This window comes from Hydrosulfovibrio ferrireducens (assembly GCF_046883345.1).
GTDB classification, from domain to species: Bacteria; Desulfobacterota; Desulfobulbia; order Desulfobulbales; family Desulfurivibrionaceae; genus Thiovibrio; species Thiovibrio ferrireducens.
In genome coordinates, this window is sequence record NZ_JALKCW010000023.1 from 37025 (window position 1) to 63388 (window position 26364).

The 26364-nt window shown below is 57.0% G+C and carries 32 protein-coding genes; 17 read left to right on the top strand and 15 right to left on the bottom strand.

The genetic code is table 11. From position 1 onward, the window contains the following. The first annotated feature begins 85 nt into the window (after positions 1-85). The 11 genes from MWR57_RS11795 (at position 86) to MWR57_RS11845 (ending at position 6234) form a co-directional block, all read left to right on the top strand. Positions 86-373, top strand: a complete 288-nt coding sequence (locus MWR57_RS11795; protein WP_423125020.1) for a hypothetical protein — start codon at positions 86-88, stop codon at positions 371-373. A gap of 118 nt (positions 374-491) precedes the next feature. Next, positions 492-809 carry an ArsR/SmtB-type metalloregulator TsoR gene (gene tsoR, locus MWR57_RS11800; RefSeq protein WP_423125021.1) on the top strand — a complete coding sequence of 106 codons (318 nt, stop codon included), beginning with the start codon at positions 492-494 and terminating at the stop codon, positions 807-809. A 21-nt stretch (positions 810-830) separates the two neighbouring features. Then, a complete protein-coding gene (gene tsoA, locus MWR57_RS11805; protein WP_423125022.1) occupies positions 831-1280 on the top strand; it encodes an LULAXC motif selenoprotein TsoA in 450 nt (149 codons plus the stop codon). A gap of 16 nt (positions 1281-1296) precedes the next feature. Next, on the top strand, positions 1297-1575 hold the full coding sequence (gene tsoC / locus MWR57_RS11810; RefSeq protein WP_423125023.1) for an NEPxGxxU motif selenoprotein TsoC: 279 nt from the start codon (positions 1297-1299) through the stop codon (positions 1573-1575). 75 nt (positions 1576-1650) lie between these two features. Next, a complete protein-coding gene (locus tag MWR57_RS11815; protein WP_423125024.1) occupies positions 1651-2841 on the top strand; it encodes an NAD(P)/FAD-dependent oxidoreductase in 1191 nt (396 codons plus the stop codon). 43 nt (positions 2842-2884) lie between these two features. Next, positions 2885-3583, top strand: a complete 699-nt coding sequence (locus MWR57_RS11820; protein ID WP_423125025.1) for a 4Fe-4S binding protein — start codon at positions 2885-2887, stop codon at positions 3581-3583. A 34-nt stretch (positions 3584-3617) separates the two neighbouring features. Further along, positions 3618-3884: an HSGNPxU motif (seleno)protein TsoX gene (gene tsoX, locus MWR57_RS11825; protein WP_337661144.1), complete on the top strand. Its 267-nt coding sequence runs from the start codon at positions 3618-3620 to the stop codon at positions 3882-3884. A 141-nt stretch (positions 3885-4025) separates the two neighbouring features. After that, a complete protein-coding gene (locus tag MWR57_RS11830; protein WP_423125026.1) occupies positions 4026-4358 on the top strand; it encodes a hypothetical protein in 333 nt (110 codons plus the stop codon). A gap of 167 nt (positions 4359-4525) precedes the next feature. Next, positions 4526-4963 carry a disulfide bond formation protein B gene (locus MWR57_RS11835; protein ID WP_423125027.1) on the top strand — a complete coding sequence of 146 codons (438 nt, stop codon included), beginning with the start codon at positions 4526-4528 and terminating at the stop codon, positions 4961-4963. Further along, positions 4960-5613 (top strand): DsbA family protein, encoded by a 654-nt coding sequence (locus tag MWR57_RS11840; protein ID WP_423125028.1) that lies wholly within the window; start codon positions 4960-4962, stop codon positions 5611-5613. The genes MWR57_RS11835 and MWR57_RS11840 overlap by 4 nt, the downstream gene beginning before the upstream one ends. Positions 5614-5727: 114 nt before the next feature. Then, positions 5728-6234, top strand: a complete 507-nt coding sequence (locus MWR57_RS11845; protein ID WP_423125029.1) for a TlpA family protein disulfide reductase — start codon at positions 5728-5730, stop codon at positions 6232-6234. Positions 6235-6253: 19 nt separating this feature from the next. Here MWR57_RS11845 and MWR57_RS11850 read toward each other — a convergent pair whose 3' ends face one another. From MWR57_RS11850 to nifE, 11 genes are all read right to left on the bottom strand, one after another. After that, entirely contained in the window at positions 6254-7594 is a 1341-nt protein-coding gene (locus MWR57_RS11850; protein WP_423125030.1) for a hypothetical protein, read from the bottom strand. A gap of 85 nt (positions 7595-7679) precedes the next feature. After that, on the bottom strand, positions 7680-8798 hold the full coding sequence (locus MWR57_RS11855; protein ID WP_423125031.1) for a LeuA family protein: 1119 nt from the start codon (positions 8796-8798) through the stop codon (positions 7680-7682). 92 nt (positions 8799-8890) lie between these two features. After that, positions 8891-9961 (bottom strand): molybdenum ABC transporter ATP-binding protein, encoded by a 1071-nt coding sequence (modC, locus tag MWR57_RS11860; protein WP_423125032.1) that lies wholly within the window; start codon positions 9959-9961, stop codon positions 8891-8893. A 4-nt stretch (positions 9962-9965) separates the two neighbouring features. Beyond that, the gene (modB, locus tag MWR57_RS11865; RefSeq protein WP_423125033.1) at positions 9966-10643 is read right to left on the bottom strand and encodes a molybdate ABC transporter permease subunit; all 678 of its coding nucleotides are present in this window, start codon (positions 10641-10643) and stop codon (positions 9966-9968) included. A 28-nt stretch (positions 10644-10671) separates the two neighbouring features. Then, positions 10672-11442 carry a molybdate ABC transporter substrate-binding protein gene (gene modA, locus MWR57_RS11870; protein WP_423125034.1) on the bottom strand — a complete coding sequence of 257 codons (771 nt, stop codon included), beginning with the start codon at positions 11440-11442 and terminating at the stop codon, positions 10672-10674. A gap of 36 nt (positions 11443-11478) precedes the next feature. Then, positions 11479-11886 carry a winged helix-turn-helix domain-containing protein gene (locus MWR57_RS11875; RefSeq protein ID WP_423125035.1) on the bottom strand — a complete coding sequence of 136 codons (408 nt, stop codon included), beginning with the start codon at positions 11884-11886 and terminating at the stop codon, positions 11479-11481. Positions 11887-12010: 124 nt separating this feature from the next. After that, positions 12011-12808 carry a TorF family putative porin gene (locus MWR57_RS11880; RefSeq protein ID WP_423125036.1) on the bottom strand — a complete coding sequence of 266 codons (798 nt, stop codon included), beginning with the start codon at positions 12806-12808 and terminating at the stop codon, positions 12011-12013. Between the two features lie 298 nt (positions 12809-13106). Then, positions 13107-13358: a hypothetical protein gene (locus MWR57_RS11885; protein WP_423125037.1), complete on the bottom strand. Its 252-nt coding sequence runs from the start codon at positions 13356-13358 to the stop codon at positions 13107-13109. Between the two features lie 25 nt (positions 13359-13383). Continuing rightward, positions 13384-14658: a nitrogenase cofactor biosynthesis protein NifB gene (gene nifB / locus MWR57_RS11890; protein WP_423125038.1), complete on the bottom strand. Its 1275-nt coding sequence runs from the start codon at positions 14656-14658 to the stop codon at positions 13384-13386. 164 nt (positions 14659-14822) lie between these two features. Next, entirely contained in the window at positions 14823-16181 is a 1359-nt protein-coding gene (locus MWR57_RS11895) for a nitrogenase component 1 (RefSeq protein ID WP_423125039.1), read from the bottom strand. Beyond that, entirely contained in the window at positions 16174-17538 is a 1365-nt protein-coding gene (nifE, locus tag MWR57_RS11900) for a nitrogenase iron-molybdenum cofactor biosynthesis protein NifE (protein ID WP_423125040.1), read from the bottom strand. Before nifE ends, MWR57_RS11895 begins: the two co-directional genes overlap by 8 nt. Before the next feature lie 448 nt (positions 17539-17986). On the opposite strand from nifE, the gene MWR57_RS11905 reads away from it, so the two are divergent. The 6 genes from MWR57_RS11905 to MWR57_RS11930 all read left to right on the top strand — a co-directional run bounded on the left by MWR57_RS11905 (position 17987) and on the right by MWR57_RS11930 (position 24440). Continuing rightward, the gene (locus tag MWR57_RS11905; protein WP_423125041.1) at positions 17987-19978 is read left to right on the top strand and encodes an AsmA family protein; all 1992 of its coding nucleotides are present in this window, start codon (positions 17987-17989) and stop codon (positions 19976-19978) included. Positions 19979-19990: 12 nt separating this feature from the next. Continuing rightward, positions 19991-20182 carry a hypothetical protein gene (locus MWR57_RS11910; RefSeq protein ID WP_423125042.1) on the top strand — a complete coding sequence of 64 codons (192 nt, stop codon included), beginning with the start codon at positions 19991-19993 and terminating at the stop codon, positions 20180-20182. Positions 20183-20569: 387 nt separating this feature from the next. Next, positions 20570-20800, top strand: coding sequence for a type II toxin-antitoxin system RelE/ParE family toxin (locus MWR57_RS11915; RefSeq protein ID WP_423125043.1), 231 nt, complete (start codon positions 20570-20572; stop codon positions 20798-20800). Between the two features lie 13 nt (positions 20801-20813). Further along, a complete protein-coding gene (locus MWR57_RS11920) occupies positions 20814-21896 on the top strand; it encodes a helix-turn-helix domain-containing protein (RefSeq protein ID WP_423125044.1) in 1083 nt (360 codons plus the stop codon). A gap of 169 nt (positions 21897-22065) precedes the next feature. Further along, entirely contained in the window at positions 22066-23550 is a 1485-nt protein-coding gene (locus MWR57_RS11925) for a hypothetical protein (protein ID WP_423125045.1), read from the top strand. A 17-nt stretch (positions 23551-23567) separates the two neighbouring features. Beyond that, positions 23568-24440: a DNA adenine methylase gene (locus MWR57_RS11930; RefSeq protein ID WP_423125046.1), complete on the top strand. Its 873-nt coding sequence runs from the start codon at positions 23568-23570 to the stop codon at positions 24438-24440. 153 nt (positions 24441-24593) lie between these two features. Here MWR57_RS11930 and MWR57_RS11935 read toward each other — a convergent pair whose 3' ends face one another. The 4 genes from MWR57_RS11935 to MWR57_RS11950 form a co-directional block, all read right to left on the bottom strand. After that, complete coding sequence (locus tag MWR57_RS11935) at positions 24594-24932, bottom strand: type II toxin-antitoxin system RelE family toxin (RefSeq protein WP_423125047.1); 339 nt, start codon at positions 24930-24932, stop codon at positions 24594-24596. Continuing rightward, the gene (locus tag MWR57_RS11940; RefSeq protein ID WP_423125048.1) at positions 24919-25170 is read right to left on the bottom strand and encodes a type II toxin-antitoxin system prevent-host-death family antitoxin; all 252 of its coding nucleotides are present in this window, start codon (positions 25168-25170) and stop codon (positions 24919-24921) included. The genes MWR57_RS11935 and MWR57_RS11940 overlap by 14 nt, the downstream gene beginning before the upstream one ends. 213 nt (positions 25171-25383) lie before the next feature. Then, on the bottom strand, positions 25384-25605 hold the full coding sequence (locus MWR57_RS11945; protein WP_423125049.1) for a Nif11-like leader peptide family natural product precursor: 222 nt from the start codon (positions 25603-25605) through the stop codon (positions 25384-25386). A 38-nt stretch (positions 25606-25643) separates the two neighbouring features. Further along, on the bottom strand, positions 25644-26102 hold the full coding sequence (locus MWR57_RS11950) for a hypothetical protein (RefSeq protein ID WP_423125050.1): 459 nt from the start codon (positions 26100-26102) through the stop codon (positions 25644-25646). Positions 26103-26364 lie beyond the last annotated feature (262 nt).

Below are 26364 nucleotides of genomic sequence, written 5' to 3' on the forward strand. Positions count from 1 at the left end.
AATATATAAATGCATATTTATATCATATAGCCCTCTGGTCCTGCAGGTGATTCCAACACCCGCCAACCCACAAGGAGGTCCTGCCATGAAAGAGACACTGTGCCAATGCCAAACGACTCCGAACGAAAATGACCGTGCCACGACCATAACCGTGACGATCCCTGCTGACCTGCTTGAGCAGTTGCGGAAAGCGGCCGCCTTGGAGGGAACCGACCATCAGTCCCTGCTCATCTGCTATGCCAGGCAAGGGTTGATCGATAGCGGAGCGCAATTGAAGCGGGGCCAGTTTGTGGAGCGCGCAAGGGAAGTTTTGGAAAAACATGGCGTCCAGACCGACGTCATTGAGGAAATTTTCAGCAAGTTTCTCTACTGATGAGGCGACAACCCGATGCCGTTTCTCATATGACCCGCACACCGGAAAACCCCTTCCGGGCGATACCTGCCTGGGGAGGCGACGACGGACACCGGGACCGGAAGATTGCCGCAACTTCATGAACAACCGTGAACCGCAAATAAACCTCCAGACCCTTGCCGTTCTCGCCAAGTGTCTGGCCGACGAAAACCGCCTGCGCATCCTGCTCTGCGTCGGCACAGGGAAAAAATCCGTCTCCAGGATCGTCGAGGACCTTGGCTTGTCGCAGCCCCTTGTTTCCCACCATCTGAAGGAGCTGAAAAGATCCCTGCTGGTACAGGTCGAGCGGAGCGGTCCCTTTGTCTATTACGAGATGGCGGATGCGCGCATCCTCGGTATCCTGAAGAATCTGGACGCGCTGGCAAGGGATCTGCTCAGCAAGAGAACAACATTTTAATTTGGGAGATTGCCTGCTCACATGAAAGAAATTCAAAAAATCATAGACCGAATGGACCCGGAGGAGGCTTTAACCGGAATGGCCGCTGTTGCCAGAGGGCTTTTCCCCCAGGTGAGCGAGGAGACCCGGCTTGATTTCGTGGTGGGCCTTGTCGGTGAGGCCGGAGCCGACAAGGTGGCCAGCCTGGTCCAGCTCTGACTTGCGGAGTGCATGGGCGAAGGTGTCGACCCAACCAAGATGTGTCAAAGCCTGGTGGATAAGGTGGCCCGTTCCAAACAACTTCGTTCGGTCACCGACCCAGAGCTGCTGGTGCTTTTTGAAGACTGGCTTGAAGAGCTGGAAGCAGAAGTGACCGCCTATCTGGAACAACACCCCGGAAGCGACGCCCCCGCGATTGCGGCGCATCTCGGGCTTTCAGGCAGCGGCGCCGCCTTTCTGGTGGCCAAACTGCGCCGCGAGGAAAAAATATAACCCAACAGGAGGTGTCATGCGTATCCGCTTTTTTCTCAACGAACCAAACGGCAAGACCTGAGGCCATTTTCTGGAGATGATGCCCAGGTTGGGCGCACACAATGATATCGAAATTGAGGTTATTTCAAAAGCCAGGGCCGAGTACCAGACCGATGCGTACTTTGCCTTGAACCTGCCCGTTGCCCCGGCGGTGATGGTGGAGGAAGAAATTCTGGTCGAGGGCGGCGATGTGAGCGAAGCGGAGCTGATCGCCTGCATGCGCCGTCATCGTGACCTGTCCGAACCGCAACCCTGAAAAAAACGTTGCGCCGCTTGCCTTGATCGCTGACGCTTCGACCGACCGGCCATGGAACGAAAGAGGGAAAACAGCATGCTCAAAAAGATTCTCGTGCTCGGCGGCTCCTTCGGCGGCCTGACCGCGGCGCTCGAAATCAAGCGACGCCTGGGTGGACGGGTCGAGGTAACGGTCATCAGCAAGGATGACCGCTTTGTTTTTCTGCCCTCCCTGCCCTGGCTGGTCACGGGTCACAGGCAGGCATCGTCGCTCTCCTTGCAGATAAGCGCCATCCTGGCCTCGCGCCGGATCCATTTTGTGCACGGGACTGCATGCGGCGTCGATCCGGTGCGCATGCGCGTGACAACGGAAACCGACTCATACGATTACGACTATTTGGTCATCGCCACCGGCCCGCATCTGGCCTGCGAAGAGATCCCCGGCCTCGGGCCGCAACAGGGCCACACCCATTGCATTTTCACCCTGGAGCATGCGCAAAAAAGCCGGGAGGCCTGGGAAAAAATCCTGGAAACACCGGGGCCGCTGGTGCTTGGCTCCACCCAACTGGCAAGCTGTTTCGGCCCCTATTATGAACTGGCTTTTGAATTCGATCACGAACTGCGCCGACGACGCATGCGCCACAAGGTGCCCATAACCTACCTCACCTCGGAAGCGTGCCTCGGCCATATGGGCATCGACGGTCTTGGGCCGTCCCGGCGCTTCATGGAAGACGAATTCGCCAAGCGCGACATCAAGGCCGTGGTCAGCCAGGCCGTGACCGCGGTCGAACCGGAAAGCATCCACCTGGCTGACGGCCGCAAGCTGCCCTTCAAGCTGGCCATGCTGGCGCCGCCTTTCAAGGGGGTGGCCGGAGTGGCCGGCCTCGGCAATGCCAGGGGCTTTATCCCGGTTGACGAACAGTATCGCCATCCGCAATACGCCAACATCTACGCGGTGGGTGTCGCCGTGGCCATGGCGCCGCGGGAGCCGACGCCGGTGCCGACCGGGGTGCCCAAAACCGGGTACATGACCGTGCAAATGGCAAAAGCGGCTGCGTTCAACATCGCGGCTGACTGCAACAACACCGCCCCCCTCGCGGCCGGGGATCTCAACATCCTCTGCCTGTTTGACATGGGAGGCACGGGAGCAGTGATGTATGCCGAACCGATGCTGCCGCCCCGCCAGAGATCGTTGCTGAAGAAAGGCCGTTGGGTGCCGTGGGCCAAGGCGGGCCTGGAAAAATATTTCCTCTGGAAAATGCGGCACGGATTGAGCCGGTTGCCGTGACCAGAGAATCACGACAGCGTAATGCTGCCGGAAAAAATGATTGATGCGCGAGGAGACAACCGCCATGCACGATGCCAGTACTTTAGTGAAAACCCATAAAAAGATGCAAGTGTGGCTCAGCGTAAGCTTTATTATTTTGCTTATAGGCGGCTGGTTGTATTATCCCCTGGGATATTTCCTGCTGGTCTGCATGCTCGGCGCAATGGGCATCGGGTTCGTCAAAGGCAGATACTGGTGCGACTGGCTGTGCCCGCGAGGAAGCTTTTGGGATACCGTTCTCAAGCGGTTCAGTTTTCACCGGAAGGTTCCGGCCTTCTTCCGCCATCCTGTTTTTCGCGCAGGCTGGCTGCTCCTGCTGATGACCATGCTGACCATCCAGCTCACTCCCGTGTGGGGTGACTTGTACGCGATGGGCAAGCCCTTTGTCTTGATTCTCACCATGACCACCGTGGTGGGCACGATTTTTGGTCTGTTGTATCATGAGCGCATCTGGTGCATGTTCTGCCCCATGGGAACCATGGCCAACATACTGGGCCGGGGCAAGATGGCCCTCAAGGTCGATGAAAATTGCATCAACTGCGGAATATGCGAAACGGTGTGCCGGATGCAGATCAACCCCGGCTCCTACCGGGAAAACGGCCAGGTGAACCACGGCGATTGCCTGAAATGTTCCTACTGCGTGGAGAGCTGCCCGCAGAAAGCCCTCGGTTTCAATGGGGCGGACGGGCAAGGGCCGAATTGAAACGGGTGCGTCACCCGCAACCAAGGAGACAATCATGATCGACATGGTCCTGTTCCACAGCGGCAACCCGGCCTGAGTGACCTGCCAGAAGGCCGCAGGCGTGGCCAAGGCAATGCAGGAGCGGTTTGGCAACCGGCTGAACCTGAAAATCCACCTCGCAAACTCCCCGGAAGCGGCGACGTATCCCCTGAAGGGCGCGACCAATGTCTTTGTCGGCAGGGAATGGGTTTCCCTGGAGGTGGCGACCTCCGCGGAACAGATGGAGGCTTATCTGAATAAAATTCTCGCCAATATTGGTTGAAAGCTGCCCTGCGATACCGCTATCGGGATATCCCGCCGGAAAAACCGCTGCCCCTCAACGGCGGCACAGAGTCGCCTCCCGGCAGAGGGAAGGCGTTACTCACTCTTGACAGGGTCGGCACGCCACAGTAAATTTCCAGGCATGATCCATATCAATCTCCGATCCGCGGCCTTCATTCTTTTACTCCTGGCCTTTGTCTCCCTGCATGGAGCACCCTTTGCCGATGCGGCCGCCTCCTCTCCCTGCAGGGGAGATTCCTGCTGTTTTCCTTCCGATACCCAGGGCGAAACGTCGCCCCAGTCCCCCTGCGCAACCCAGGATTGCCTGTGCCTTTTCTGCATGAACCTGCACCTGCCCCGCGCCGCCGATGTTTTCTTCCTGCCGCTTTCCTCCCGCGGCCCCGTTTGCCATCCCCTCGCCTCTCCCCTTGCCGCTTTTCTGCGCCCCATCGACTACCCCCCAGAGCGCTCCTGATCTCCCGGTTTTTCCGCTCCCCCCTGACTTTCCCCAACGGCTCAGGGGGAGGAGCCCGCTTGCGCATGGGGGAAGAAGATCCTTCCCGCGCGGAATCGCACCCACCCATGAAAAACACCGGCGGAAATTGCGCCGCACCCACGCTATTTTTTTGGAGAACAGTAGCAATGACCCGTTCAGACACGCCGTCCAACGCACACTGGACCATCCTGTTCCTCTGCTGGCTGCTCGCCGGCTCCTCAACGCTGGGAAGCTTATTTTTCAGCGAAATAATGCAATTTGCCCCATGTATTTTGTGCTGGTATCAAAGGATCTTTCTCTTTCCCCTGGTTTTCATTTTTACAACCGGGCTCTTTTCCTGCGATAAAAGCGTGGTGCGGTATGCCCTGCCCCTGGTTGCGGCGGGATGGCTGGTCGCCCTGTACCACAACCTGCTCTATGCCGGGATTATCCCGGAAAGCATCCAGCCCTGCAGCCGGGGTGTTTCCTGCACCGAGGACTACATCTCGCTGTTCGGCTTTCTGACCATCCCGATGCTCTCGCTGCTTTCCTTTTCCACCATTTTGGCGCTGTTACTCATCCTCAACAGGAGATTTACCCGATGAAAAAACAACTCGTTATCTTTTCAGGAATATTCCTGATCCTTGTCTTTGTGCTGGGCGGCTACATCTACAAACATCAACAGACACAAAAGCTCAATTTTCTGGCCCGGGAGCATGCTGAGGTCTTCATCCGGAAACATTCGCCGACCCTTGGCAGCGAGGAGGCCAAGGTCTATCTCATTGAATTCATGGACCCTGCCTGCGAAACCTGCAGCGCCTTCTCCCCTTTCGTGAAGAAACTGATGGCCGATAACCCTGGCAAGATCAAACTTGTTATCCGCTATGCCCCGTTTCACGACGGCGCGGATTATTTTGTCAAAATTCTTGAAGCCTCGAAAAAACAAGGAAAATATTGGGAAACCCTGGATATCATGTACCAAACCCAGCCCTACTGGGCGAGCCACCACAACCCGCAACCCGAGTTGGCCTGGCAATTTCTCCCAAGCGTCGGCCTTGACCTTGAAAAGCTCAAAAACGACATGAACGACCCGGCAATCGGGGAGATCATCGCCCAGGATCTTGCCGATGCGAAAACCCTCAACGTCACCAAGACGCCCGGTTTTTTTGTCAATGGCAAACCGCTGGTAACCTTTGGCGACGTCGAGCTGCAACAGTTGCTGGAGGATGAACTTGCGGCGCAGTACCCGAAATAAGACAAAAAAAAACCATGTTCGCCGGCGTGTCCATTGTGGCCTGACGCCGGCGAACACGCCCCTGCCTTTCGACAACCCACGCCATGGGCATACCTGCTCTGGAGACCACGGATTATGAAAAGATTACTCCCCCCGCTCACCATGCTTTGCCTCGCCTTCCTGCTTGTCGCCTGCCCCCAGCGGCCCGAGGTGGCCCAGATCGGCAAGCCTGCCCCGGAATTCACCCTGGTGGATACCAAGGGCAAAACCTGGGCTCTTGCCGAACTCAAGGGGAAGGTGGTGTTTCTCAACTTCTGGGCCACCTGGTGCCCGCCCTGCCGGCAAGAGCTGCCTTCCATGCAGGCGATTCACGCCGCCATGCCCGCGGACTCGTTCATCATGCTGGCCGTCCTCAGCAATGACGACCCTGCCCTGGCCGACGCCATGGCCGCAAAGATAGGCGCCACCTTTCCCATTCTCGTTGATCCGGAAAACAAGGCGGCCCAGGCTTACGGGCTGACCGGGGTGCCGGAGACCTACATCATCGACAAGCAGGGGATGCTCCGGGAAAAATTCCTCGGCGCGGTCCAGTGGGACTCCGCCGAATCGCTGGGGATGCTGCGAAAATACCTCGCCCAGTGAACAGGGCAGCGGCGGAGGCTCAAAACTCCTCGATCCGTTTCCTGAACCAGCGGAGCACCGCCTCCTTCTTCTCGGCGATGTCGATCTCGTAGATGTCCTGCGGGAACAGCAGCTCCGCCACCCCCGAGTCGAAGATCCGCTTCACCTCATACTCGTCGTGGGAAACCTCCCGCTCATAGATATAGTTGAGGTACGAGCGGTTGGTGTGAACGATGAACTCCACACGCATGCCGCCCATGCGGGCGAAGAACTTGAACATCTGGGTCTTGGCCGAGCTGCCGATGCTGCCGCTGTGGTGCGCGCCGCCGGAAAGGGTGTCGGTCACCTCCTCCAGGGTCATCAGGGAGCCCGCCCGGGTGGCGCTCTGGGTCAGATGCTTCTGGAAGGCCTTGACCTCGGCCACCGAATCCACCACCCCCATGAGGCCCAGCTCGTCGTCCACCGCCACGGCCGGATTTTCCTCGCCCTTGCGCAGGAGTTTGAGCACCTTGGCCTCGGACTGCTTCTTGCGGATGGAGACGTAGATCGGCACCTCCACCCCGTTGGCAGCAAAACGCCTCCGCTTGATCAGGGTGAGCTTCTGATTGGCCTTCTTTTTTCCCCCGTGGATCTCCTTGCCGAAGACCTTGGCGGCGGTGGGGCCGTAGGCCCAGTGGCCCTGGCCGATTACTTCGACTTTGTTGCAGGCAAAGGTCTCCGGGTCATGGTCGCTCAGGAGATAGACGATCTCCAGTTCGCCGATCCTGGTTTTCTTGCTCCAGACGTATTCGTTCAAAAAGTCGAGAAACTGGTCGAACTTGGCCTCCACCTCGGTTTCCCGTTCCCGCTGATCGATGGAGCCAGCCAGATTCATGAGGATCAGCTTGCGCTTGGCCTCGAACCGCGCCTTCTTGTGGTAGCGGTCATCAAAGAGGATGAGCATGAGATCCACCGGGCTCTTGCAAGAGTCGATCTCGTTGGTCATCTCGATGTAGGAGGCGTAGTTGGCCAGCACCTTCCCCTTGAGATAATTGATCACCCCGTCGGCGGTGCGCGAATAGGTGTTGACCCGCAGGATCACCTCCCGGGCATTGCCCTCGATGCCGAACATGTTGCCCAGCAGCCGGTAGGCCCGCTCGTTTGCCAGCTTCCGCCGGGCCGGATCGTTGATGATCGCCTGGATTCCGGCAAAGCTCCGGACATCGAGAAACTCGAAGATCTGGTTGCGCAGAATCCGGTAGCGGGTGCGCATGCCGGCCTCGGCCAAGCCCTTGGCAAAAAGCCGCGCCTCCGGAGAAAACGGGGCCAGGGATGGCGGCCTGTCGCCGGTGGCAAAAGGGCCGGACCTGCCCAGCAGGGAAAAGATGTTCTCTTGCGTCATGAGACTTTCGCTCCTTTCTCAAGACCGAAATCATCGGCCTTGGCAACTCGCTTTTTTTCCACTGTACGGGCAGGAAATCCTCGGATCAAGAACTATATTCCGCCACCAGGAGTCGCACCTCCCTATCATGGAGCGGCCTGTTCAAGTCCAGGCATTGCCCGCGGAAGGCTTCGGCCAGCCGGGGCAGATGCTCCTCCCGACAGTGCAACCCCAACTGCCGCAACCGCTCGACCACGCCCTGCCTGCCCACTTTTCCCCCATAGGACCATTGCCGCCTCGCCCCAACCAGACCTGGCTCGTAGGGCTCGTAGGTCCGGGGATCCTTGGCGAGCCCGGCCAAATGCAACCCGGTTTCGCAGGCAAAGATCCCCGCGCCGATCACCGGGTGATGGGGTTCGATCGTCCTCCCCGAGCAACCGGCGGCATGCTGGGCCAGTCCCTTCAACCGGGTGGTCGCATAGGGCCTGTTGCCTTGCAGGGCCAGATAACCGGCCACCTCTTCCAGCCGGCTGTTCCCGGCCCGCTCGCCCAGACCCAAAACCGTGACGTCTGCCCAATGGGCGCCTGCCTCCAAGGCAGCAATGGCATTGGCCGTACCCATGCCGAAATCGTTGTGCATGTGCACCCCGATCTCCACCGCGAAATTGCTCCGCAGGTCGCGGACCAGAGCGTCAATTCCGCCGGGGGTGGCCACGCCCACCGTGTCGGCGATCCGGATGCGATCCACCCCGTTTTTGCAGGCAACGCTGACGATCTCGCGCAGAAAATCCGGCTCAGCCCGGGTCGCATCCTCCAGGCCGAGGGAGAGATAGGGCGCCCCGGCCCGCGTCGTTGCGACCGCCCTGGCCACCATCTCCAACACCGCCGCACGCCTCAAATTCAACTTGATGGCGATATGGAGGTCGGAGACCGGCACGGAAAGGGAAATGACCTCCGGGGCCAGGCGCAGAGCGCAGGCGATATCCTCCTTGCGGCAGCGGCACCAGAGGGACAGACGCTTCACCCCGGCCTCCCCGCGACAACGGGCGACCAGGGCCGGCAGCTCGCTGTCCAACGGCGTGGCGATGCCCACCTCCACCTCTTCGATCCCGACCCGCACAAGATCCCGGGCAAGGGCCACCTTCTGCTCCAGGGTGAAAGCAACCCCCGCCGTCTGGCTGCCCTCGCGCAGGGTGCTGTCCACCAAACCTCGCACATGCTCCATGGCTGTCACCTCACGCACTCGATGCCGCCGCCATCATGCGGCGAAGACATTCTTTTTCTCGCTGCCTGTCGTGGAGCATGGCGAACCCCACGCTATTCCAGCAAAGCCACGGTCTTCACCTGAGCCCAGACTTCTTGGCCGGGCGACAGCTCAAGCGCTGCCACCGCTCGTTTCGCCAGGCGGGCAATCAAAACCGACGCCCCGACCCGAATACGGACCAGGGCCAATCCCGGATGTTCGTCGTCGGCAATGGCGGACACCCTTGCAGGCACGAGGTTCTGAATACTTGTCTGGGTTTGTAACTGCCGGGTCAAACTCACATCCCGGGCCAGAACCCTGACCCGCATCCTGCTGCCTGCCGCGGCCCCCATATCCCTTGTCCACAGGCTGCCGCCCTGGAAATCCATCCGGGCAAGATGCCAGGTCTTGTCTCTTTCCCCCACGACAACATCGAGCACCACGCCGATATCTTCGCCAAGCCGGATCGGCAAATCGATCCGAGCCAGGGTTTCCACCAGGGGGCCGCTGGCTACTATTCTACCGTCTTCCATGGCAACGAGATGATCGGCCAGCCGGGCCACTTCGTCGGGGGAGTGGCTGACGTAGAGCACGGGAATCTTCAACTCGTCATGCAACCGTTCCAGGTAGGGCAGGATTTCCTGCTTGCGCTTGAGATCGAGTGCCGCCAGCGGCTCGTCCATGAGCAAAAGGCGGGGGCTGACCGCCAGCGCCCTGGCAATGGCGACCCGTTGCCGCTCGCCGCCGGAAAGCCGATCCGCTTTCCGGTCAAGCAGATGGCCGATACCCAGAAGGTCCACGGCCTGATCCAGACTCACCCTGTGTTCCGTGGTGGCCCGCCTGATGCCATAGCGCAGATTGCCGAGCGCAGTCAGGTGCGGGAACAGGCTGGCCTCCTGGAACACATACCCCAGGGGCCGCTTGTGCGTAGGCCGCCAGGTTGTGTCGTCCTGCCAGATTTCGCCCTTGAACGAAAGAAATCCTTGCCGGGCACGCTCGAGACCCGCGATGCAGCGGAGCAATGTGGTCTTGCCGGAGCCGGAATGCCCGAACAATGCGGTCACGCCCCGATCCGGCAAGACGCAATCGACATCGAGCGAAAAGCCCGGCCAGTCAACGTGAAACCGCGCCTTGATCGTCTCCATTGCCTCAACCCTTCTTGGCATCGGGCCGCCAGGCGTACAGCGCCAGCAGCACCAGGAAAGCGAAGATCAGCATGACGGCGGCCAACCGGTGGGCCTGGCCATATTCCAGCGCCTCCACATGGTCATAAATCTGCACCGAGACCACCCGGGTGATCCCCGGCAGATTGCCGCCTATCATCAACACCACCCCGAATTCCCCCACGGTGTGAGTAAAAGTCATTATGACCGCGGTGAGAAAGCCGGGCCGGGCCAAGGGCAGAACCACGCTGAAAAAGGCATCCAACGGCGAAGCTCCCAAGGTCGCGGCGACTTCAAGCGGACGGTCGCCGATGGCCTCGAATGCATTTTGCAGGGGCTGGACCATGAAGGGCAGGGAATAAAACACCGAGGCGATCACCAGCCCCCAGAAGGTGAAGGGCAGCGGCCCGACACCCAGTGCCCGGGTAAGATGCCCGACAGGGCCATCAGGCCCCATCGCCAGCAGCATATAAAATCCCAGCACCGAAGGCGGCAAAACCAGGGGCAAGGCGACAACAGCGCCAATCGGCCCCTTCCACCAGGAACCGGTGCGCACCAGCCACCAGGCGATAGGCGTTCCGACCAGCAGGAGGATGACCGTGACGATGCTCGCCAACTTTACGGTAAGCCAAATGGCCTGCATGTCGCTGCCCGACAAAAGCATAACTGTCTCCGGAATCAATTCTTTACGCCTATTTGCCTGCGTTTTCACCCGGCAGCACAAAGCCGTACTTCACCATCACGGCACGGGCAAGCTTGCTGCCCATGTAATCGGCAAAGCGTTTGGCAAGGGCGTTGCCTTCGGCCCGCTTGGTGATGATGTACCCCTGTTCAAGGGGCTCATGCAGGGTATCAGGGATCAACCAGTACCCTCCCCTGCTGGCCAACTCAGGATTCACGGCCAAGGACAGGGCGATGATGCCGACCTGCGCATTGCCGGTCTGGACGAACTGGGCGGTGTGGGCGATGTTCTCGCCATAGACCAGCTTCGGCTCCAGCTTCTCCCATAAACCCGACGCGCGCAGGGCCTCTTCCGCTCGCTTGCCGTAAGGCGCATGCTTCGGATTGGCAATGGCGATGCGACTGATCTTCGGGTCGGCGAGGCTGGCCATGGTCATTTGGGCGGCGTCCAGACTTGCACTCCACAACACGATCCGGCCAAGGGCATAGGGCCTTACCTCGGAGGAGGCGAAGCCTTGTTTGGCCAGCTCGCGGGGAAACCCGATATCCGCGGAAAAATAAAGATCATAGGGCGCACCCTGCCGTATCTGGGTTTGAAACTTGCCCGACGAGCCGTAGATGACGTCAATCCCCTCGTCGGGATTGGCGCTCTTGAATGCGGTGACGATCTCATCCATGGCGAATTTCAGATCGGCCGCCGCCGCAACGGTGATTTTTGCGGCATGGGCAGGCACGGCCAGCAGCATGAAGCAGACGAACAACAGGGATTTGAGGGGTTTCATGGGGTCTCTCCGTAATACGTTAAACAGCAGATAGGCCTAACTTTGGCCGCCATCGGGTTTTTCCATTTCGCACAGCGCAGGCCCCAGCTTTTCGGTCATTTCCTGCAACACGGCTTGAAACCTGGCGTGATACTCCCAAAAAACCGCGATCGCCCGCTCGCCCGTCACCGTAAGCTTGGCCCCACCACCGCTTTTGCCGCCCCGGGAGGTCTCCACCAGCTTGCACCCGGCCTGGCGGTTCATGGAGTCGAGAAGATCCCAGGCATGCTTGTAGGACATCTCCATGGAGCGGGCCGCCTGGGCAAGGGAACCGTACTCCCTGATCCGCTCCAGCAACACCACCCGGCCATAGCCGAGAAAGGTGCCCTCCTCCCCTTCGAGCCAAAGCCTTCCGCGCCACTTGAGACCGGATCCCCCCTTGTCTTGCGATGTGTGGTTTTTCATGGCGTTATATTTATCAAAATATAACGGTCGCGCAATGCTTTTTTCATAAAAAAAGCCCGTCTGTCTCAGCCAGGGAGGGGCGAGACAGACGGGCCGAACAGGGAAAAAATATGGAAAACCCCTGCTAGAACGACATGCTCACGGAAACCCCGCCGTAAATGAAATCGTCGTCGTTCCCATCTTTGCTGCTTGACCGCATGAGATCCTCGGCATCGCTGCTCAGAGGGAAGGTGTAGCTGAGCTTGGGAATGACAGTGAAGTACTTGTTCACCGGCACAGTGAGACCCATGGACAATATACCGTCATGGAAATTGCTGTACTTGCTGCCATCGGCTTCCGCATAGGTTGCGGCCTCATCCGCCGCGAGGTAGCTCGCCTGCGCGCCAAGATCAAGGGTAATGTCACCCTGCACCGGGAAGGAATGGGAAACCCCCAGGGTGGTGTACCAGCCCGGATAGAAATCCGTATCGCGGTACACGGTCAGAGTCGGCTTCAGGAGGGTGTTCAGCGCAGCGCTGGCAAAGAACTCCTGCGAATCCTCCGCCGCATCCAGAGCATAGTAAATATAGCCCACGGAAAAGGCCACGGGACCCATTTCCCAGGCATAGGCCAGGGTCAGGTCGGTCTCGTTCCAGTTATTGGATTTGTTGACACCATCGTTCGTGTACGGATCGGTATCGAGATTTCCCCAGACATTTGCCGAAAATCCCTTATAGCCCACGGTCATGGACGGCTGCACCACGATGCTGTCCTTACTCAACTCAAAGCCACGCCAGATATACTGACTGAAGGCGCCAACGGTCATATTCGCCGTGGGCTTGTCTTCCTCGGCATCGGCAGCACAGGCCAGGCCGGAAAACATGGAAAGACATACCCCCGTAGCAGCAACTCCAACCAGCAACTTCCTTGCGATTCTACTCATCTCCTTTCTCCTTTCTAAAATAGTGAACGCCATAACAATATTTCTGAACATCCGTACCCTCTGGGGATCGCAGGCGAGCGCACAAGCACTCGCACACCTTGCATATCAAGTTATGTGCCAACCCCGAAAAAAAATTCCGAAAAACCCAAAACAACTTGAATTCAAAAGAAAAAAACAGCTAGACCTCTCCTCCCCGCGATAGTGCGCGAAGGAGATTGTCAAACAAAAATGTGATAAAAATTATAGCAAGCTAACACAAATGTAATCAAACCTTCCCGGCAGCAGCCCCCCCCCCGCGCTACTCCTTTTCCTTGGCGCTACAGGTCCGCACCGAGTCGATCTTGGCCCAGTCATAGTAGGTGTTACAACTCTGCCCATCCTTGCCTTCTTCCGTAATCCGGACAAACTCCTCGCCGAGAAAAATTACTGCCTTCTCATACACCTTGCCCTCGTTCACCTGCACCGACACGCCCTTGCGCAGCTTGCGGGACAAGGTCCCCTGCACCGGCTTGGAAGAATACTCAAACACCTTTTCCCAGGTAGCCTTCATTGCATCACCTCGTTCAGTTCGTTTTTCAAGAACACCCGCCGCCCGAGCCGACACAGCCGCCGGAGGCGCAGGACTTCTTCCGTTTCTGCAGAGGCGCGACATTGGCGCCTTCGTATATCGCCTTGAGACCATCAACAATAAATCCGCCCATCTCCACCGGCCGCACCCCTCCTTTTTCAAGAATCTCACGGGGCGTTTCCCCCACGCCGCTCACCAGGACCGCCCGGCAATCGTTCAAGACCCTGGCCAGAGAAGTCCAGCGCTGCAAGCCGCCGCCCACCTTGGGCGCAAGGCGCTCCTCCTTCAACAGATACTCATCCCCTTTACGCTCATAGATCTGGAAGCGGTTGGCCTCGCCAAGATGCTGATTGACCAAAACTCCCTCCATGGTGGCCACCGCCACATAGGGCCTGATCTCGGGCGGCAGCGGCGGAAGCTGGGCGCAGGCGGAGAGGCAGCCGCGCATCTCCTCAGTCCGGTCCTGATCGAGCAACCCCACCGCATCGGCCCGGCAGCGGGTGCAATGCCGCATCTGGGGCAGGAACTTCTCCGCCTCGGTGCGCAGCGCACCAACCTCCTCCTTGGACGGCTCGCGGATCGTGCCGAAGGGGGTGCCCACGTTGGGGAACATGGCCATGCAGTTAAAAAGATCCGCGCCCAGTCCCTGCATGGTTTCCGCGACCTTCAGGATATGCTGGTCATTGATCCCCGGAATCAGGATGGAGTTGATTTTCACCGTGATCCCGTGCGCCTTCAGGGCCTTGACCGCTGCCAACTGCCGGGAAAGGAGCAGCTCCGCCGCCTGGCGGCCGTGATAGGCAACCTTGCCGTCCCGCACCCAACTGTAGATCCTGGCACCCACCTCCGGATCCACGGCATTGATGGTGATGGTCACATGGGAGACATTCAGCTCTGCCAGCTCCGGGATATAGGGCCCGATGGCCAACCCGTTGCTGGCCAGACATAAGATCATCTGCGGGTAATTCTTGTTGATCAGCCGCATGGTTTCCATAGTCGCCTCGCCATTGGCAAAGGGATCGCCGGGCCCGGCAATGCCGGCCACGGTGATGCGCGGCTCCTTTTCCAGAACCTTGCCCATGTACACCAGGGCCTGCTCCGGGCTCAGGATGGTACTGGTCACCCCGGGCCGCGATTCATTGACGCAGTCGTATTTGCGGTCGCAGTAATTGCATTTGATATTGCAGTTCGGCGCCACCGGCAGATGGACCCGGCCGGCCTGTCCTTTCATGGCCGGGTTGAAACAGGGGTGCTTGCTCAGGTCTTTGTGGATTTCAGTCATGATTTTCTCTCCCTTATGTATCTAGATTAAACCTCTAGCAAAAATTCCGTTTCGTCATTCCCGAGGTAGTTGTCGGGAATCCAGTTCTTCGTGAAATCCAAGGTGTTGTGGATTCCCGCCTACGCGGGAATGACGGAAGCACAGGACACGCCCAGCCTCTGCCATCACATGTAACTGTAGCCAACCTCGGAAGTGTCCTGTTTGACCGCGATCATGGTATTGGCGATCAGGTCGAAAAGCTGCTGCGCCCCGTGGTAGCCGATGTGCAGCAGCCGCTGCCCGCCCATCCGGTCGTGGATGGGAAAGCCCACCCGGATGAGCGGGATGCCCAAACCCCGCGCCAGGGTATACCCCTTGCTGTGGCCGAGGAAGAAATCAGGCTTGAGCTCCGCGGCCAATTCACCGATCTCGTAAAAATCCATGCCCTCATGTATCCGGGGCATCTCCAGGCCAAAGCCTTCCACCGCCTTTTCGATGGCCTTAACAAACCCGCCGCTGGTCCCGCCCGAGGCGCAAAGCACCGGCTGCACCCCGATCTCGGCCAAGAAAGAGGTCAGGCCGATGACCAGCTCCTCTTCGCCGTAGACAATGGCCCGTTTGCCGAATATGTACTTATGGCCGTCCACCAGGCTGTCCACCAACCGGCCCCTTGCCAGGGCGTATTTTTCCGGCATGGGGTTGCCGGAAAGGCTGCGCAACACTTCGAAGAACCGGTCGGTTTCCCTGATGCCCACCGGCATGCCCAGCCGGTGCAACTCCACGCCGTAGCTTTTTTCCAGATATTTGCCCCCGGAAAGCTGATCCGGCAGGGTATGGCCGAACTCCACGGTTGCTTTAGCCCCGCCCATGGCCCGGATATCGCTGATCTTGGTCCCGCCCTTGGGGATCAGGGGGTAGTCCCGCAGGGCCGGGCCGTCGAGGGTTTCGGAAAAATCAGGGAGCACGGTGGCAGTCAGGCCGCAATCGGCAACGATCTCCTTGAGGCTTCTGAGATCCGCAGCCGAGAGAAAACCGGGCAAGATATTCACCGTGGGGTTGGGCTCAGCCGCCACGGTCAACTGCTCCACCAGCCCCCGCACCGCCGCATGGAACCCCTCCATGTGGGTGCCGGAATAGCTCGGGGTCGAAACCTGCACCAGCAGCGGGCCGCCATCCTGCATGAATTCCTGGCGGTACTCAAAGAGCAGTCGCTTCACGTCATCGCCGATGGTTTCGGTGAGGCAGGTGGTGGCGATGCCGATGAGCGCCGGGTGGTATTTTTCGGTTACGTTTTTTAAGCCCAGCTTCAGGTTCGCCCCGCCGCCGTAGACCGCATTCTTCTCCCCCAGCGAGGAGGAGGCGATGTCGATGGGCTCGTTGAAATGGCTGATGATGTAACGCCGCATATAGGTGGCGCACCCCTGGGAGCCGTGAAGAAAGGGCACCGCCCCTTCCACGCCCCGAAAAGCCAGGCTGGCGCCCAGCGGCTTGCACAGCTTGCAGGCATTGGTGGTGGAGACATACTGGGGGGGCATCTTAGTCATTGATCTCCTCCTGTACGGTTTCTGCTTTCCGTGGCACAAACCGCCACACCGGGCTCATCACTGAGGAGTACACCTCGCGGGCGAAGTTGAGCATGCCCGCAAACCCGGCCAGCATCTCCTTGCGCTCGTGGTTGTGGTCGCAGAAGGCCACGCCCAGCTTGTAGGCGATGGGCCGCTCCTTGACCCCGCCCACGAAGATGTCCACCTCTTTTTCCTGGAGAAACGCAGAAAGCTCCAGGGGGTTGGAATCATCCACGATGATGGTGCCTGGGTCGGTGATCTCGGCCAGTTCCGCATAATCCTCCGGGGTTCCGGTCTGGGAGCCGACCATGACCACCTGCATGCCAATGGTGCGGAAGGCCTTGACCAGGGAAAACGCCTTGAACGCCCCGCCCACGTAAATGGCAGCCCGCTTGCCCGCCAACGCCTGCCGATATTTCATGATCTCCGGCATGATCAGGGAAAGCTCCTCCTTGACCAGCTCCTGGGTGCGACGCATCATCTCCTCGTCCTTGAAAAACGCGGCCACCGCATAGAGCGACTCGGCCATGTCCTCCACACCGAAATAGGAGACGCGCAGCGAGGGGATGGAGTAATCCTCTTTCATCATCCGGGCCAGATCCATGGTGGAGCCGGAGCACTGCACCACGTTGAGCGCGGCCCCGTGTGCCCGCTGAATGTCCCCCACCCTCCCGTCTCCGGTGATGTTGGCCACCACCTCGACGCCCATCCGGGTAAAGTAGTCGCGGATCAGCCAGATCTCCCCGGCCAGGTTGAAATCGCCCAAAATGTTGAGGCTGTACTTGGAGATCCCGCTGATATCGCCCATGCCCACCAACTGGCGCATGGCATTGCAGGCGGCCTTGTACCCCTCCCGCTTGTTGCCCTTGAACCCCTCCGACTGCACGGGCAGGACCGGGATGCCTTTCTCCTCGCTCACCCTCCGGCACACCGCCTGCATGTCGTCGCCGATGATCCCCACGATGCAGGTGGAATAGACAAAGGCCGCCTTGGGCGCATGCCGGTCGATGAGTTCGACCAGGGCATTGTAGAGTTTTTTCTCGCCGCCGAAGATGACATCGGTCTCCTGCATGTCCGTGGAAAAACTCAAGCGGTGCAACTCCGGCCCGGAGGAAAGGGCGCCCCGGATATCCCAGGTGTAGACCGCACAGCCGATGGGCCCATGCACCAGATGCAGGGCATCGGCAATGGGATACAGCACCACCCGAGAGCCGCAGAACACGCAGGCCCGCTGGCTCACCGCCCCGGCCAGGCTGTCCTTGTTGCAATCCATGGCAAAGGGGGCTTCCCCGGTGCGGTGTATCGAATCCTGCCGTTCCTGCAACGCTGCTTCCATGGCGTCCGTGCTCCTGTGTGATGATGTGTACAGGGGTAAGAGCAAGGGGTGTGCCAAGCGGGGGGAATAATATTTTGTTGTGTTATTACTTACAGTTAAGCAGAAAAAAGCTCATGAACTTAAAAGGGAGGGGACCGGGACAGAAGTGGGTTGTGTAAGGTTTGCGACAAAAAAGAAAGGGGCGGACATTTTTGTCGGCCCCTGCGGGGGTTCATCGCGGCTAAAGCCGCTCCTACCATGAGAAGGTAGTGGTTGCCATGCCCGCAAGCGCGGCTTCAGCCGCGATAATCCTTTCGATCTGTCTCCACCGAACCACTCGTTTCCCCCCTGGATTGACAATCAACCGGGGAGTATGGGATGCTCAGGGAAGCTACTTGAGACTCCACGAAACTTTAAATCAGGAGCTTCCCTTGTGCCTCCATCAAAATTTTCACCTTGGTTCGACAACTTGAAATATCGCAAAACCCTGATTGCTGCGGGTGCCATAGGCATCCTCGTTCTATTGTTCCTGATATTGTTCGATTGGAACTGGTTTCGCGCGCCCATCGAGCGCTACGTCTTTAAAAAAACCGGGCGCCACCTGAAGATCGAGGGCGAGATCAAGGTCGCGCTGGGTTTTTCTCCCACCATCCGCATCGGCAAGATGCGCTATGAAAACCCGGAATGGTCGAATGAGAAGCAGATGGCGTCCGTGGAAGGCCTTGAGTTTGTGCCGAACCTGCGCTCGTTGTTTGCTCGGGTCATTATTGTCGAACGGCTGCGCGTGGTGGATGGTGATGTGCTGCTGGAGCGCAGCAAGGACGGCAAGCGCAACTGGGTGTTCGGCAGGTCCGATGATCCCGAGGCGCCGGTACCGGAAATTCGCAGCCTGACCATCGACCATGGCGTGATCCGCTGGCGCGACGGGTTGGAGGATCTGGACGCGCGTGCCGAGGTCAGAACCGAAGCGCAGGATGCGCAGGGCAAACCGCAGCACTTGCCCACGGTGATAGCTTTTTCCGGCACCTATAAGGATCTGCCTTTTTCCGGGTCGGCACGGGCGGGCAGTGTGCTGGGACTGCGCGATTCCGGGGTGGCCTTTCCGCTGCAAGCCAGCGGAAAAATCGGCAAGAATTCCTTTGAAATCGATGGCACTTTTGTCGATCTTGGGCAGTTGGCCGAAGTCGACGCGCGGGTCAAAATCTCCGGTCCCGACTGGTCTCGCCTGTATCCGATAATTCCGGTCCCGCTGCCCCATTCGCCCCCTTTTTCCATCGAGGGCCGCTTTAAGAATCAGGGGGCGCAATATGCCTATGAAAACTTCAAGGGAATCATCGGGGGCAGCGATATCAACGGCACCGCGGTGTTCACCCCGAAGCAGCCGCGGCCTCACCTTGCCGCCTCGTTTCACAGCAAAATCCTCGACCTGAAGGATCTGGGCCCGATGATCGGGATTCACTCAAGCGGCGCCGCCGATAAGGGACGCGGCACGGTCTCAAGCGAGCGCAAAAAGGGTGAGGCCCCTGCCGCCCCTGCCCGCGTGCTGCCCAAGGAACCTTTCCGGGTCGAACGGTTGAACGCCATCGACGCCGACATCACCTTAAAAGCCGGCCAGATCCGCCGCCCGGAAGGGCTGGCCCTGGAAGATCTCACGGCAACGCTGAAATTGGCCGATGGCGTGCTCACCCTGGCGCCGCTCAACTTCGGCTTCGCGGGCGGGAATATCATCTCCAATATCACGCTCAACGCAAAACACGATCCCATCGCGACGCAGGCCACGATTTCCATGCGCGCCCTGCGGCTCAACAAACTGTTTCCGACCGTAAAGTTGATGAAAGGAAGCGAAGGAGCGATGGGCGCTAAGATCAGACTTTCCGGGCGGGGCAACAGCCTTGCCGACATGTTGGCAACCGCCACCGGCGAAGGAAATTTCGCGATGTCCGGCGGTACGCTTTCCAATCTGCTGGTCGAGCTTTTCGGCCTGGACGGCGGCGAGATCATCAAATTCCTCGTGGTCGGCGACCGCGAGACCGCCATCCGCTGCGGAGCTGCGTCCTTCGAGATACAAGACGGTTTGGCCACCAGCCGCTCAATCGTCCTCGACACGGCCGACACGCAAATCGAAGGCTCAGGCGACGTCAACCTCCGCGACGAGCAATTGGACCTCATTTTGAAGCCGCACCCCAAGGATGTGAGTATTCTGGTGGTGCGCAGCCCAATCCATATTACCGGCAGCTTTGCCAAGCCGGACGTCAGCATCGACAAGGGCGGCCTGATCAAGCGTCTCGACAGCGCGGCCTTGCTCGGGTTGATCAATCCCCTGGCAGCGCTCATACCTTTGATCGAAACCGGAACCGGAACCGATGCCAACTGCGTAGAGCTATTGGCTACTGTGGAGGAGGCGCAGCGCGAGGCAGTAAAGCCGCCGTCCAGGCCGGTTTCGAAGAAACCGAGGAAATGAAAAGAGGCTTAGATGGCAATAGGTTACGCTGCGCAGTACTCTTTAGAAGTGCTACATTTTGCAGGTGGAAAAGAGGGATTAAGCGAAGAAAACACCTATCTTTTGGCTAATTACCCTGATCGTTTCGATGCCGCTCCAGTCATAATAGGCGTTGATGTTCTTGCGTCCGCTCCGTTCTCCGAGACGCGGACAAACTCCCCCTGAAGATCGGAGGACTCGTACCTCTTCCCTTCATTGACCTGTCGGCCCCCTGGTGCGATGCCTGGACTGCCGCGAAGGGGACGGATTTATGTCGGCCCTGCGGCTTCGGAGAATAGAAAGCCGATGAACTGAATCCCTGGCTCACATGATACCCATTGACAAGCCAGCAGGGGGAATGAGATATTCCTAACTTACAGGAGATGCGACCCATGGCTTTGGCCGGCAGACTTGCTACATTAAAAAATTAACACGATGTGTTAATAAAAATATTGACTGGCGGATTTGATGCGTATATTCTTCAGGACAAGAAAGCTGCAAAAAACATGTTCCGAAAATTCCGAATCCCGGAAACAACTGGGAGCCAAATGTGGCCGCAAGCTGCAACAAAGGATGATGGAACTCAAGGCAGCCCAAACTCTCACCGACATCTCCCGCCTGCCACCCGCCAGGTGCCACGCATTGACCGGCGACAGGGCAGGACAATTTTCCGTTGATCTGGAACACCCTTACCGCCTGCTGTTCATTGTTGCCGACAATCCGTATCCTGAACAAAAATGCGGCGGGGTGGACTGGGACGGGGTCACGGAAATCGAAATCATCGAGATCGCAGACACGCACTGAAAGAGAAACGCCCATGTTGACCGCGCAAAAAAAATATGAGTTTACCCCGGATTATGCAGTGCCGCCGGGAGATACCCTGCTTGAAGCCATGGAATCTCTTGAGATGACGCAAAAGGAACTGGCGGTGCGAACGGGACTGACCGAGCAGACCTTGACCAGGATCTTCAAGGGGGAACAACCGATATCCTATGAAACCGCCAATCGGCTCGAACTGGTGACGCGGATCCCGGCCAGGTTCTGGAACAATCTCGAAGCGCAATACCGGGAACAGATGGCCAAGCTGGAGGAGCGCCGACGGCTTGAGTCAAACATCCAGTGGCTGAAGACGATTCCGACCAAGGAACTGATCGAGCGCGGCCATCTCGAAGCGGAAAGGGACAAGGTTGCCCTGCTAAGAAACACCCTGGCTTTTTTCGGCGTCAGCAGCGTCAAGGCCTGGCAGGAAATATGGGAAAAACCTGCTGTGGCTGCCCGGCGATCGCTCTGTTTTGAAACCCGGCCGGGGGATACCGCGGCCTGGATTCGCCAGGGAGAATTGCAGGCCCACGAGATCGAATGCGGTCCTTTTGACAAAAAGCGCTTCAAAGAGGCGCTGCAACAGATTCGTTCTTTGACCCGTGAACAACCCGAGGTTTTCGAGCCGGAAATGAAACGGCTCTGCGCAGAGGCCGGGGTTGCCGTAGCCTTAGTCCGGGAAATGAAAAAGGTTCCCTGGAACGGCGCGACCAGATGGCTAACCCCCAACAAGGCCATGATTCTCCTTTCCTTGCGAGGCCGAGGCGAGGACAAGTTCTGGTTCTCCTTCTTTCATGAAGCCGGACACGTGTTGCACGACGGCAAAAAAGATCTGCTGATCAATGACGACAGTCAGGATGACCCCCGGGAAGTGAAGGCCAATGACTTTGCCGCCGAGTGGCTTATCCCGGAGAAGCACAACCCCGCCATTGCCCGGTTTCGGGCAAGGAATGAAGTTGTCAGTATGGCTGAAGCGCTGGGTATATCCCCCGGAATTGTTGCCGGGCGGTATCAATTTTTGACCGGGAAATGGCATTTTTTCAAGGATCTGATCCGGCCGCTAAAATGGGCGGACAGATAGGCGCAAGATTGACAGGAATTAAGTATTATGCGCCCGGAATTCGTCTTCTCCCTCAAAAAAAATAATAATAGACGTTAAGTAATTGACAGTTAGGTGCTGTGCTGTAAGGTTACCGACAGAATTGATTTTATGATGTCCGCTCCATGAAAAATGCACTTGAGAGGCAATCATGATCGACTACAGCACTTGGAAAGAAGGGCATCTTAAGGTAACAACACTTCTGCTTGACCCAGACAATCCAAGAATCCCAGATTCAGGAGAAAAGCGCTCCCAGCGTGATCTCCTCGCCGAATTGGTTGAAAATGACAAGGTTTACGATCTTGCCAAAAGCATCGTGGAGAACGGGTATTATCCAGTCGAATCCCTGATTATTGTTGAGGAGAAGGGCAAAAAATATGTCGTCGAGGGAAATCGGCGTCTTGCCGCTCTCAAACTCCTTCTTAGTCCAGAATCAGCACCAAACGACCTCAGGAAGCGGCGCTTTCGGGCATTGGCCAACCGTATCAGCCCGGAAGCAGTCAGCAAAGTCAAGGTCATCCGTGCTCCAACTCGTGAAGCTGCAGCACCAGTAATCATGAGCAAACATACCCGTGGTCAGGTAGAAGGTTGGGAACCTCTTATGAAGGCCAAATTTTATCACAATTTGGTTGACCAAGGCCTCGCCCCCGAAGAGATTTCAGAACAATACAACCTTCCGCCGTCCGAAGTTACGAATGCTTTACAGCAATATATGATGTATTCAATGGCCTGTGCACTAGAACTCCCCGGAGAAATCGCCAAAAAAGTCCAGAACCCTCGTGAGTTTCCAATAACGAACCTGGAACGTCTTTATAAAAATCCGGAAGTCACCAAAGCGCTCGGTATCACTTTTGACGGAAACAAAAGGGTTATTGGCGCGATAGATATCGATGAATTCAAGAAAGGATACGCCAAGATCGTGACTGATGTCGCCACTGGCGATATCCATTCTCGAAAATTAAATACCAAGACAGAAATGAGAAAATATCTTGCTTCTCTCGGTGAACATCAGCCGGATTTAAGTAAAAAAGGTAAGTTCACGTCCGATATGTTGCTTCAACCTAGTAGGCAAAAAGAAAAGGTCGAGCGTAGCACCCCTACTCAAAAAAAACGGCCTCAACAGAAACCGATCCAACGGGCGATTATTCCTCTCGATTTCTCATGTGATGTCGAGAACCAACGGATCAACGACGTATTCAAAGAACTCAAAAAACTTCCAGTTGCCCATTACCCTAACGCTGTAGCGCTAATGTTTCGGAGCCTGTTAGAAATGAGTCTAGGTTACTACCTTGATCGCACTGGACACCTCAGTACATTGCAAAACCAACAGAAGGCCGCAAGAGAAAAGAAGGGGCAAAAACTTTCTCGCGGCTGGCATCCTACCCTCACAGAAATGCTGAAATATGTAGTTGCTGAAGACACCGACATCATCGGCAATCCGAACCTGCTAAAGGCCTTGCGAAAACTCATCGACCAACCCAATAATCTTCTGTCAGTTGACACCCTTAACCTCTTTGTGCACAATCAACATTTTTACCCGAACGAAGACTCCTTGCGTGGCTTCTGGCCACCATTACAAGGACTTTTTGAGATTATTCTTATTGAACCGGACGAAACAGATGATGACACTGAGTAATACACATGGGGCAGGCTATGGCCGCAGTGAATAGCCCATTACGATATCCAGGTGGCAAGGCTATCCTCTCCGAGTTTCTGGCTGACGTGATTGAGTCAAATGGCCTACAAGATGGAGCCTACGTCGAACCTTATGCCGGTGGAGCTGGAGCGGCGTTCAATCTTCTCTTTGGTGAACACGTCCAGCGTATCGTGCTAAACGATGCTGATCCATGTATTTCCGCATTCTGGAAAGCAGTATTAAATAGAAAGGACGAGTTAATACGTCTAATAAAGGAGACCCCAGTTACCATTGATGAATGGAAACGACAACGCGATATCTACCGACACCAAGCGCGACACTCCAGAATAAATGTTGCTTTCGCGAGTTTCTACCTAAATAGATGTAATCGTTCTGGGATCATGGTCAATGGGGGCCCTATAGGTGGATTTGACCAGAGAGGCAAATGGAAACTTGACGCACGGTACAACAGGAATGAGCTTATCCGCCGTATCGAGAAGATCCACCTTTATCGAGATCGTATCGAAATTCACAACTTGGATGCCATCGACTTTCTGAAAAATGTGGTGGCACAAAGCGAAGAAATCAGAAACACTCTCGTTTATCTTGACCCCCCATATTTCCTCAAGGGACGCGAGCTTTATCTCAACCATTATCAACCAGAGGACCACGCTCAGCTTGCGGCATTCATCAAGCGACAGGGCTTTCGGTGGATTATGTCATACGACGATATGGCTGAGATACGATCTCTGTACGAAGACTGCAATACTATCCCTTTCCTGATTGACTACAGTGCGCATTCTCGTAAACAGGGAAAAGAATTACTCGTTTACATGGATGATCTTGTCCTGCCGTACACAAGACCAGAGGAAGCAAAGGGACGCACTTAAATCATTGAACTAACTCCCCAGGGTTTATTTGCCGGGACACCCATAATTTCAGATACAAAGTGGGGACGCCCATGATTTCATGCGTTTCTTGCTGAGCCGTATAGGTTGCGAAGGCTCTGGGCCCAAGTCTTGAACAATAAGTCTACTACCGTATTATTTTCCCTGCTTACCCAAGAGCAGGCGTTCAACCGCTGACCGGTAAGCGGCCAGGTCTTCACGTTTGTCGATAGCCAGCACCAGTACGACCAGCACATCTTCCTCAACGCTATAGACCAAACGGTAGCCCTGCTTGCGCAGTTTAATTTTGTAGCAATTGCGCAGGTCGCCATGCAGGTGCGAGCCAGGCGGGCAGGGTTGCTCGAGACGCTTCTTGAGCGCTTTGCGCAATACCGCCTTGATGCTCCCGTCGAGACCGTTCCACTCCTCGAGTGCTTCCGGCATAAATTTGAGCCGGTACTTCGGGATACCTGGAGCGACTTCAGATTTTGTCAATATCCACCTCGATGGCCGTATCTTTGTGTGCCAGTCGGTGGCGCACAAGCTCAACCAAATCCAGGTCGACCAACTTCTCGACCAAAGCTTCGAAAAGCTTAGGGGTGACCATATAAAAAGCAGGACGGTTGTGGTTGAGCACCGCGACCGGCTTTTCGCCTGCGGAGCGCAGCACCTGCGCCGGGTTCTTCTTGAACTCGGACATGCTGATCGAGTAGTCGGCATAGATCGTATCCATACATTCCCTCCTTGAATTATCAGCTACAAATATAGCTCTGTTTATGGTCGTTTTCAAGGGAAAAAGCTGCGCAGTCGTGCACAGGTTGGGGCGGAATCCCATGCCCGCAATCCAAAAAGAAGGGGGCAGACATTTTCGTCTGCCCCCTTCGGGTCGTAACAGCCTCAACTCTTTTTCCCGGCAGACCAGCGGCTGGCCTGCCGGACACTCCCCTCACACCCACCATATCTGCCGCTTGGCCGGGTTGCCGTTTTTTTCAAAGACATCGCCCGACTCCTTGAGCACCGCGTCAAGTTCCTCCACGGTGAAATGGTAGCCGTCTTCCGCCGCCAGAGCGACAAACTCCTCCCGGGTTCCGGGCACGTCGTATTTGGCCCGCAAATGCTTATCTCCGCCGCCAGCAACAAGCAATGCCTCTACGTCTTTTCTCGCCATGGTCGTTCTCCTTCTTATATAATCAATAGGTTGCAATATTAACGGTCGATAACAGAGTGCATGACGCGCGCCTGGACCTCCAGGGCCAGGGTGAGCATGCCGCCTATCTGCCCCATGGTCGGAGGGGTGATGGAGTAGCTCTCGATATCGCAGATATCCTGAAACCCATCCCACGCCTTAAGCTCTGCCCCAAGGCCCTCCAGTTCGCCGGGCAAAAACTCGTCAATGGCCTCCACCAGATCGTGCATGGTGTGGTTATACGGCAGCTTGCCGTTTTTCATGAGCAAGGCCATGATCAGTTTTTCAATGGCCATGGCCACCAGGTTATACAGAATCGCGGTGGTGAAGGGTTCTTTCCGCTGGGTATAGGCATTGTTGGCCGTGGCCAGGAACTGATTGCCCTCCCGCAGATACTCCTCCCACCCCTTGATGGGTTCGCTGTGGGGAGCGGGAAACCCAGCCAGGTTGGCAATTGCATCCTTGCGTGATTCCGGCATGATTTGCCCTCCTTAGCCGAGTCCCTTGTAGCTCTTAATATTTCTGAAAATCTCCCCTCTCCCTAGCCCTCCCCCGAGGGGGAGGGAATCAATGTGATGTCGATTAAAAAGTTACAAGGTACTAGCAGGATGTTGAAAAAGAGTCTTCACTGAAGGCGTTCTTGCCGTCAGCCCTGATTTTCAAATTGTTCTTTGAAACTTTGCACCCACCCTGTGGGAGATTCTGCCATATTTCGATGCACTTTTCTTCATTTCAGGGGAA

What these genes read in the sequence shown, in the direction of transcription:
- nifE (WP_423125040.1), bottom strand. Translation starts at nt 17,538, where the DNA reads ATGGAAGCAGCGTTGCAGGAACGGCAGGATTCGATACACCGCACCGGG.
- modB (WP_423125033.1), bottom strand. Translation starts at nt 10,643, where the DNA reads ATGCTTTTGTCGGGCAGCGACATGCAGGCCATTTGGCTTACCGTAAAG.
- MWR57_RS11885 (WP_423125037.1), bottom strand. Translation starts at nt 13,358, where the DNA reads ATGAAGGCTACCTGGGAAAAGGTGTTTGAGTATTCTTCCAAGCCGGTG.
- MWR57_RS11840 (WP_423125028.1), top strand. Translation starts at nt 4,960, where the DNA reads ATGAAAAAACAACTCGTTATCTTTTCAGGAATATTCCTGATCCTTGTC.
- MWR57_RS11915 (WP_423125043.1), top strand. Translation starts at nt 20,570, where the DNA reads ATGATGGAACTCAAGGCAGCCCAAACTCTCACCGACATCTCCCGCCTG.
- MWR57_RS11855 (WP_423125031.1), bottom strand. Translation starts at nt 8,798, where the DNA reads ATGGAGCATGTGCGAGGTTTGGTGGACAGCACCCTGCGCGAGGGCAGC.
- MWR57_RS11795 (WP_423125020.1), top strand. Translation starts at nt 86, where the DNA reads ATGAAAGAGACACTGTGCCAATGCCAAACGACTCCGAACGAAAATGAC.
- modA (WP_423125034.1), bottom strand. Translation starts at nt 11,442, where the DNA reads ATGAAACCCCTCAAATCCCTGTTGTTCGTCTGCTTCATGCTGCTGGCC.
- MWR57_RS11940 (WP_423125048.1), bottom strand. Translation starts at nt 25,170, where the DNA reads ATGGATACGATCTATGCCGACTACTCGATCAGCATGTCCGAGTTCAAG.
- MWR57_RS11850 (WP_423125030.1), bottom strand. Translation starts at nt 7,594, where the DNA reads ATGACGCAAGAGAACATCTTTTCCCTGCTGGGCAGGTCCGGCCCTTTT.
- MWR57_RS11910 (WP_423125042.1), top strand. Translation starts at nt 19,991, where the DNA reads ATGGCAATAGGTTACGCTGCGCAGTACTCTTTAGAAGTGCTACATTTT.
- MWR57_RS11945 (WP_423125049.1), bottom strand. Translation starts at nt 25,605, where the DNA reads ATGGCGAGAAAAGACGTAGAGGCATTGCTTGTTGCTGGCGGCGGAGAT.
- MWR57_RS11875 (WP_423125035.1), bottom strand. Translation starts at nt 11,886, where the DNA reads ATGAAAAACCACACATCGCAAGACAAGGGGGGATCCGGTCTCAAGTGG.
- MWR57_RS11815 (WP_423125024.1), top strand. Translation starts at nt 1,651, where the DNA reads ATGCTCAAAAAGATTCTCGTGCTCGGCGGCTCCTTCGGCGGCCTGACC.
- MWR57_RS11835 (WP_423125027.1), top strand. Translation starts at nt 4,526, where the DNA reads ATGACCCGTTCAGACACGCCGTCCAACGCACACTGGACCATCCTGTTC.
- MWR57_RS11820 (WP_423125025.1), top strand. Translation starts at nt 2,885, where the DNA reads ATGCGCGAGGAGACAACCGCCATGCACGATGCCAGTACTTTAGTGAAA.
- MWR57_RS11880 (WP_423125036.1), bottom strand. Translation starts at nt 12,808, where the DNA reads ATGAGTAGAATCGCAAGGAAGTTGCTGGTTGGAGTTGCTGCTACGGGG.
- nifB (WP_423125038.1), bottom strand. Translation starts at nt 14,658, where the DNA reads ATGACTGAAATCCACAAAGACCTGAGCAAGCACCCCTGTTTCAACCCG.
- MWR57_RS11930 (WP_423125046.1), top strand. Translation starts at nt 23,568, where the DNA reads ATGGCCGCAGTGAATAGCCCATTACGATATCCAGGTGGCAAGGCTATC.
- MWR57_RS11920 (WP_423125044.1), top strand. Translation starts at nt 20,814, where the DNA reads ATGTTGACCGCGCAAAAAAAATATGAGTTTACCCCGGATTATGCAGTG.
- MWR57_RS11830 (WP_423125026.1), top strand. Translation starts at nt 4,026, where the DNA reads ATGATCCATATCAATCTCCGATCCGCGGCCTTCATTCTTTTACTCCTG.
- MWR57_RS11925 (WP_423125045.1), top strand. Translation starts at nt 22,066, where the DNA reads ATGATCGACTACAGCACTTGGAAAGAAGGGCATCTTAAGGTAACAACA.
- MWR57_RS11845 (WP_423125029.1), top strand. Translation starts at nt 5,728, where the DNA reads ATGAAAAGATTACTCCCCCCGCTCACCATGCTTTGCCTCGCCTTCCTG.
- modC (WP_423125032.1), bottom strand. Translation starts at nt 9,961, where the DNA reads ATGGAGACGATCAAGGCGCGGTTTCACGTTGACTGGCCGGGCTTTTCG.
- MWR57_RS11895 (WP_423125039.1), bottom strand. Translation starts at nt 16,181, where the DNA reads ATGACTAAGATGCCCCCCCAGTATGTCTCCACCACCAATGCCTGCAAG.
- tsoR (WP_423125021.1), top strand. Translation starts at nt 492, where the DNA reads ATGAACAACCGTGAACCGCAAATAAACCTCCAGACCCTTGCCGTTCTC.
- MWR57_RS11950 (WP_423125050.1), bottom strand. Translation starts at nt 26,102, where the DNA reads ATGCCGGAATCACGCAAGGATGCAATTGCCAACCTGGCTGGGTTTCCC.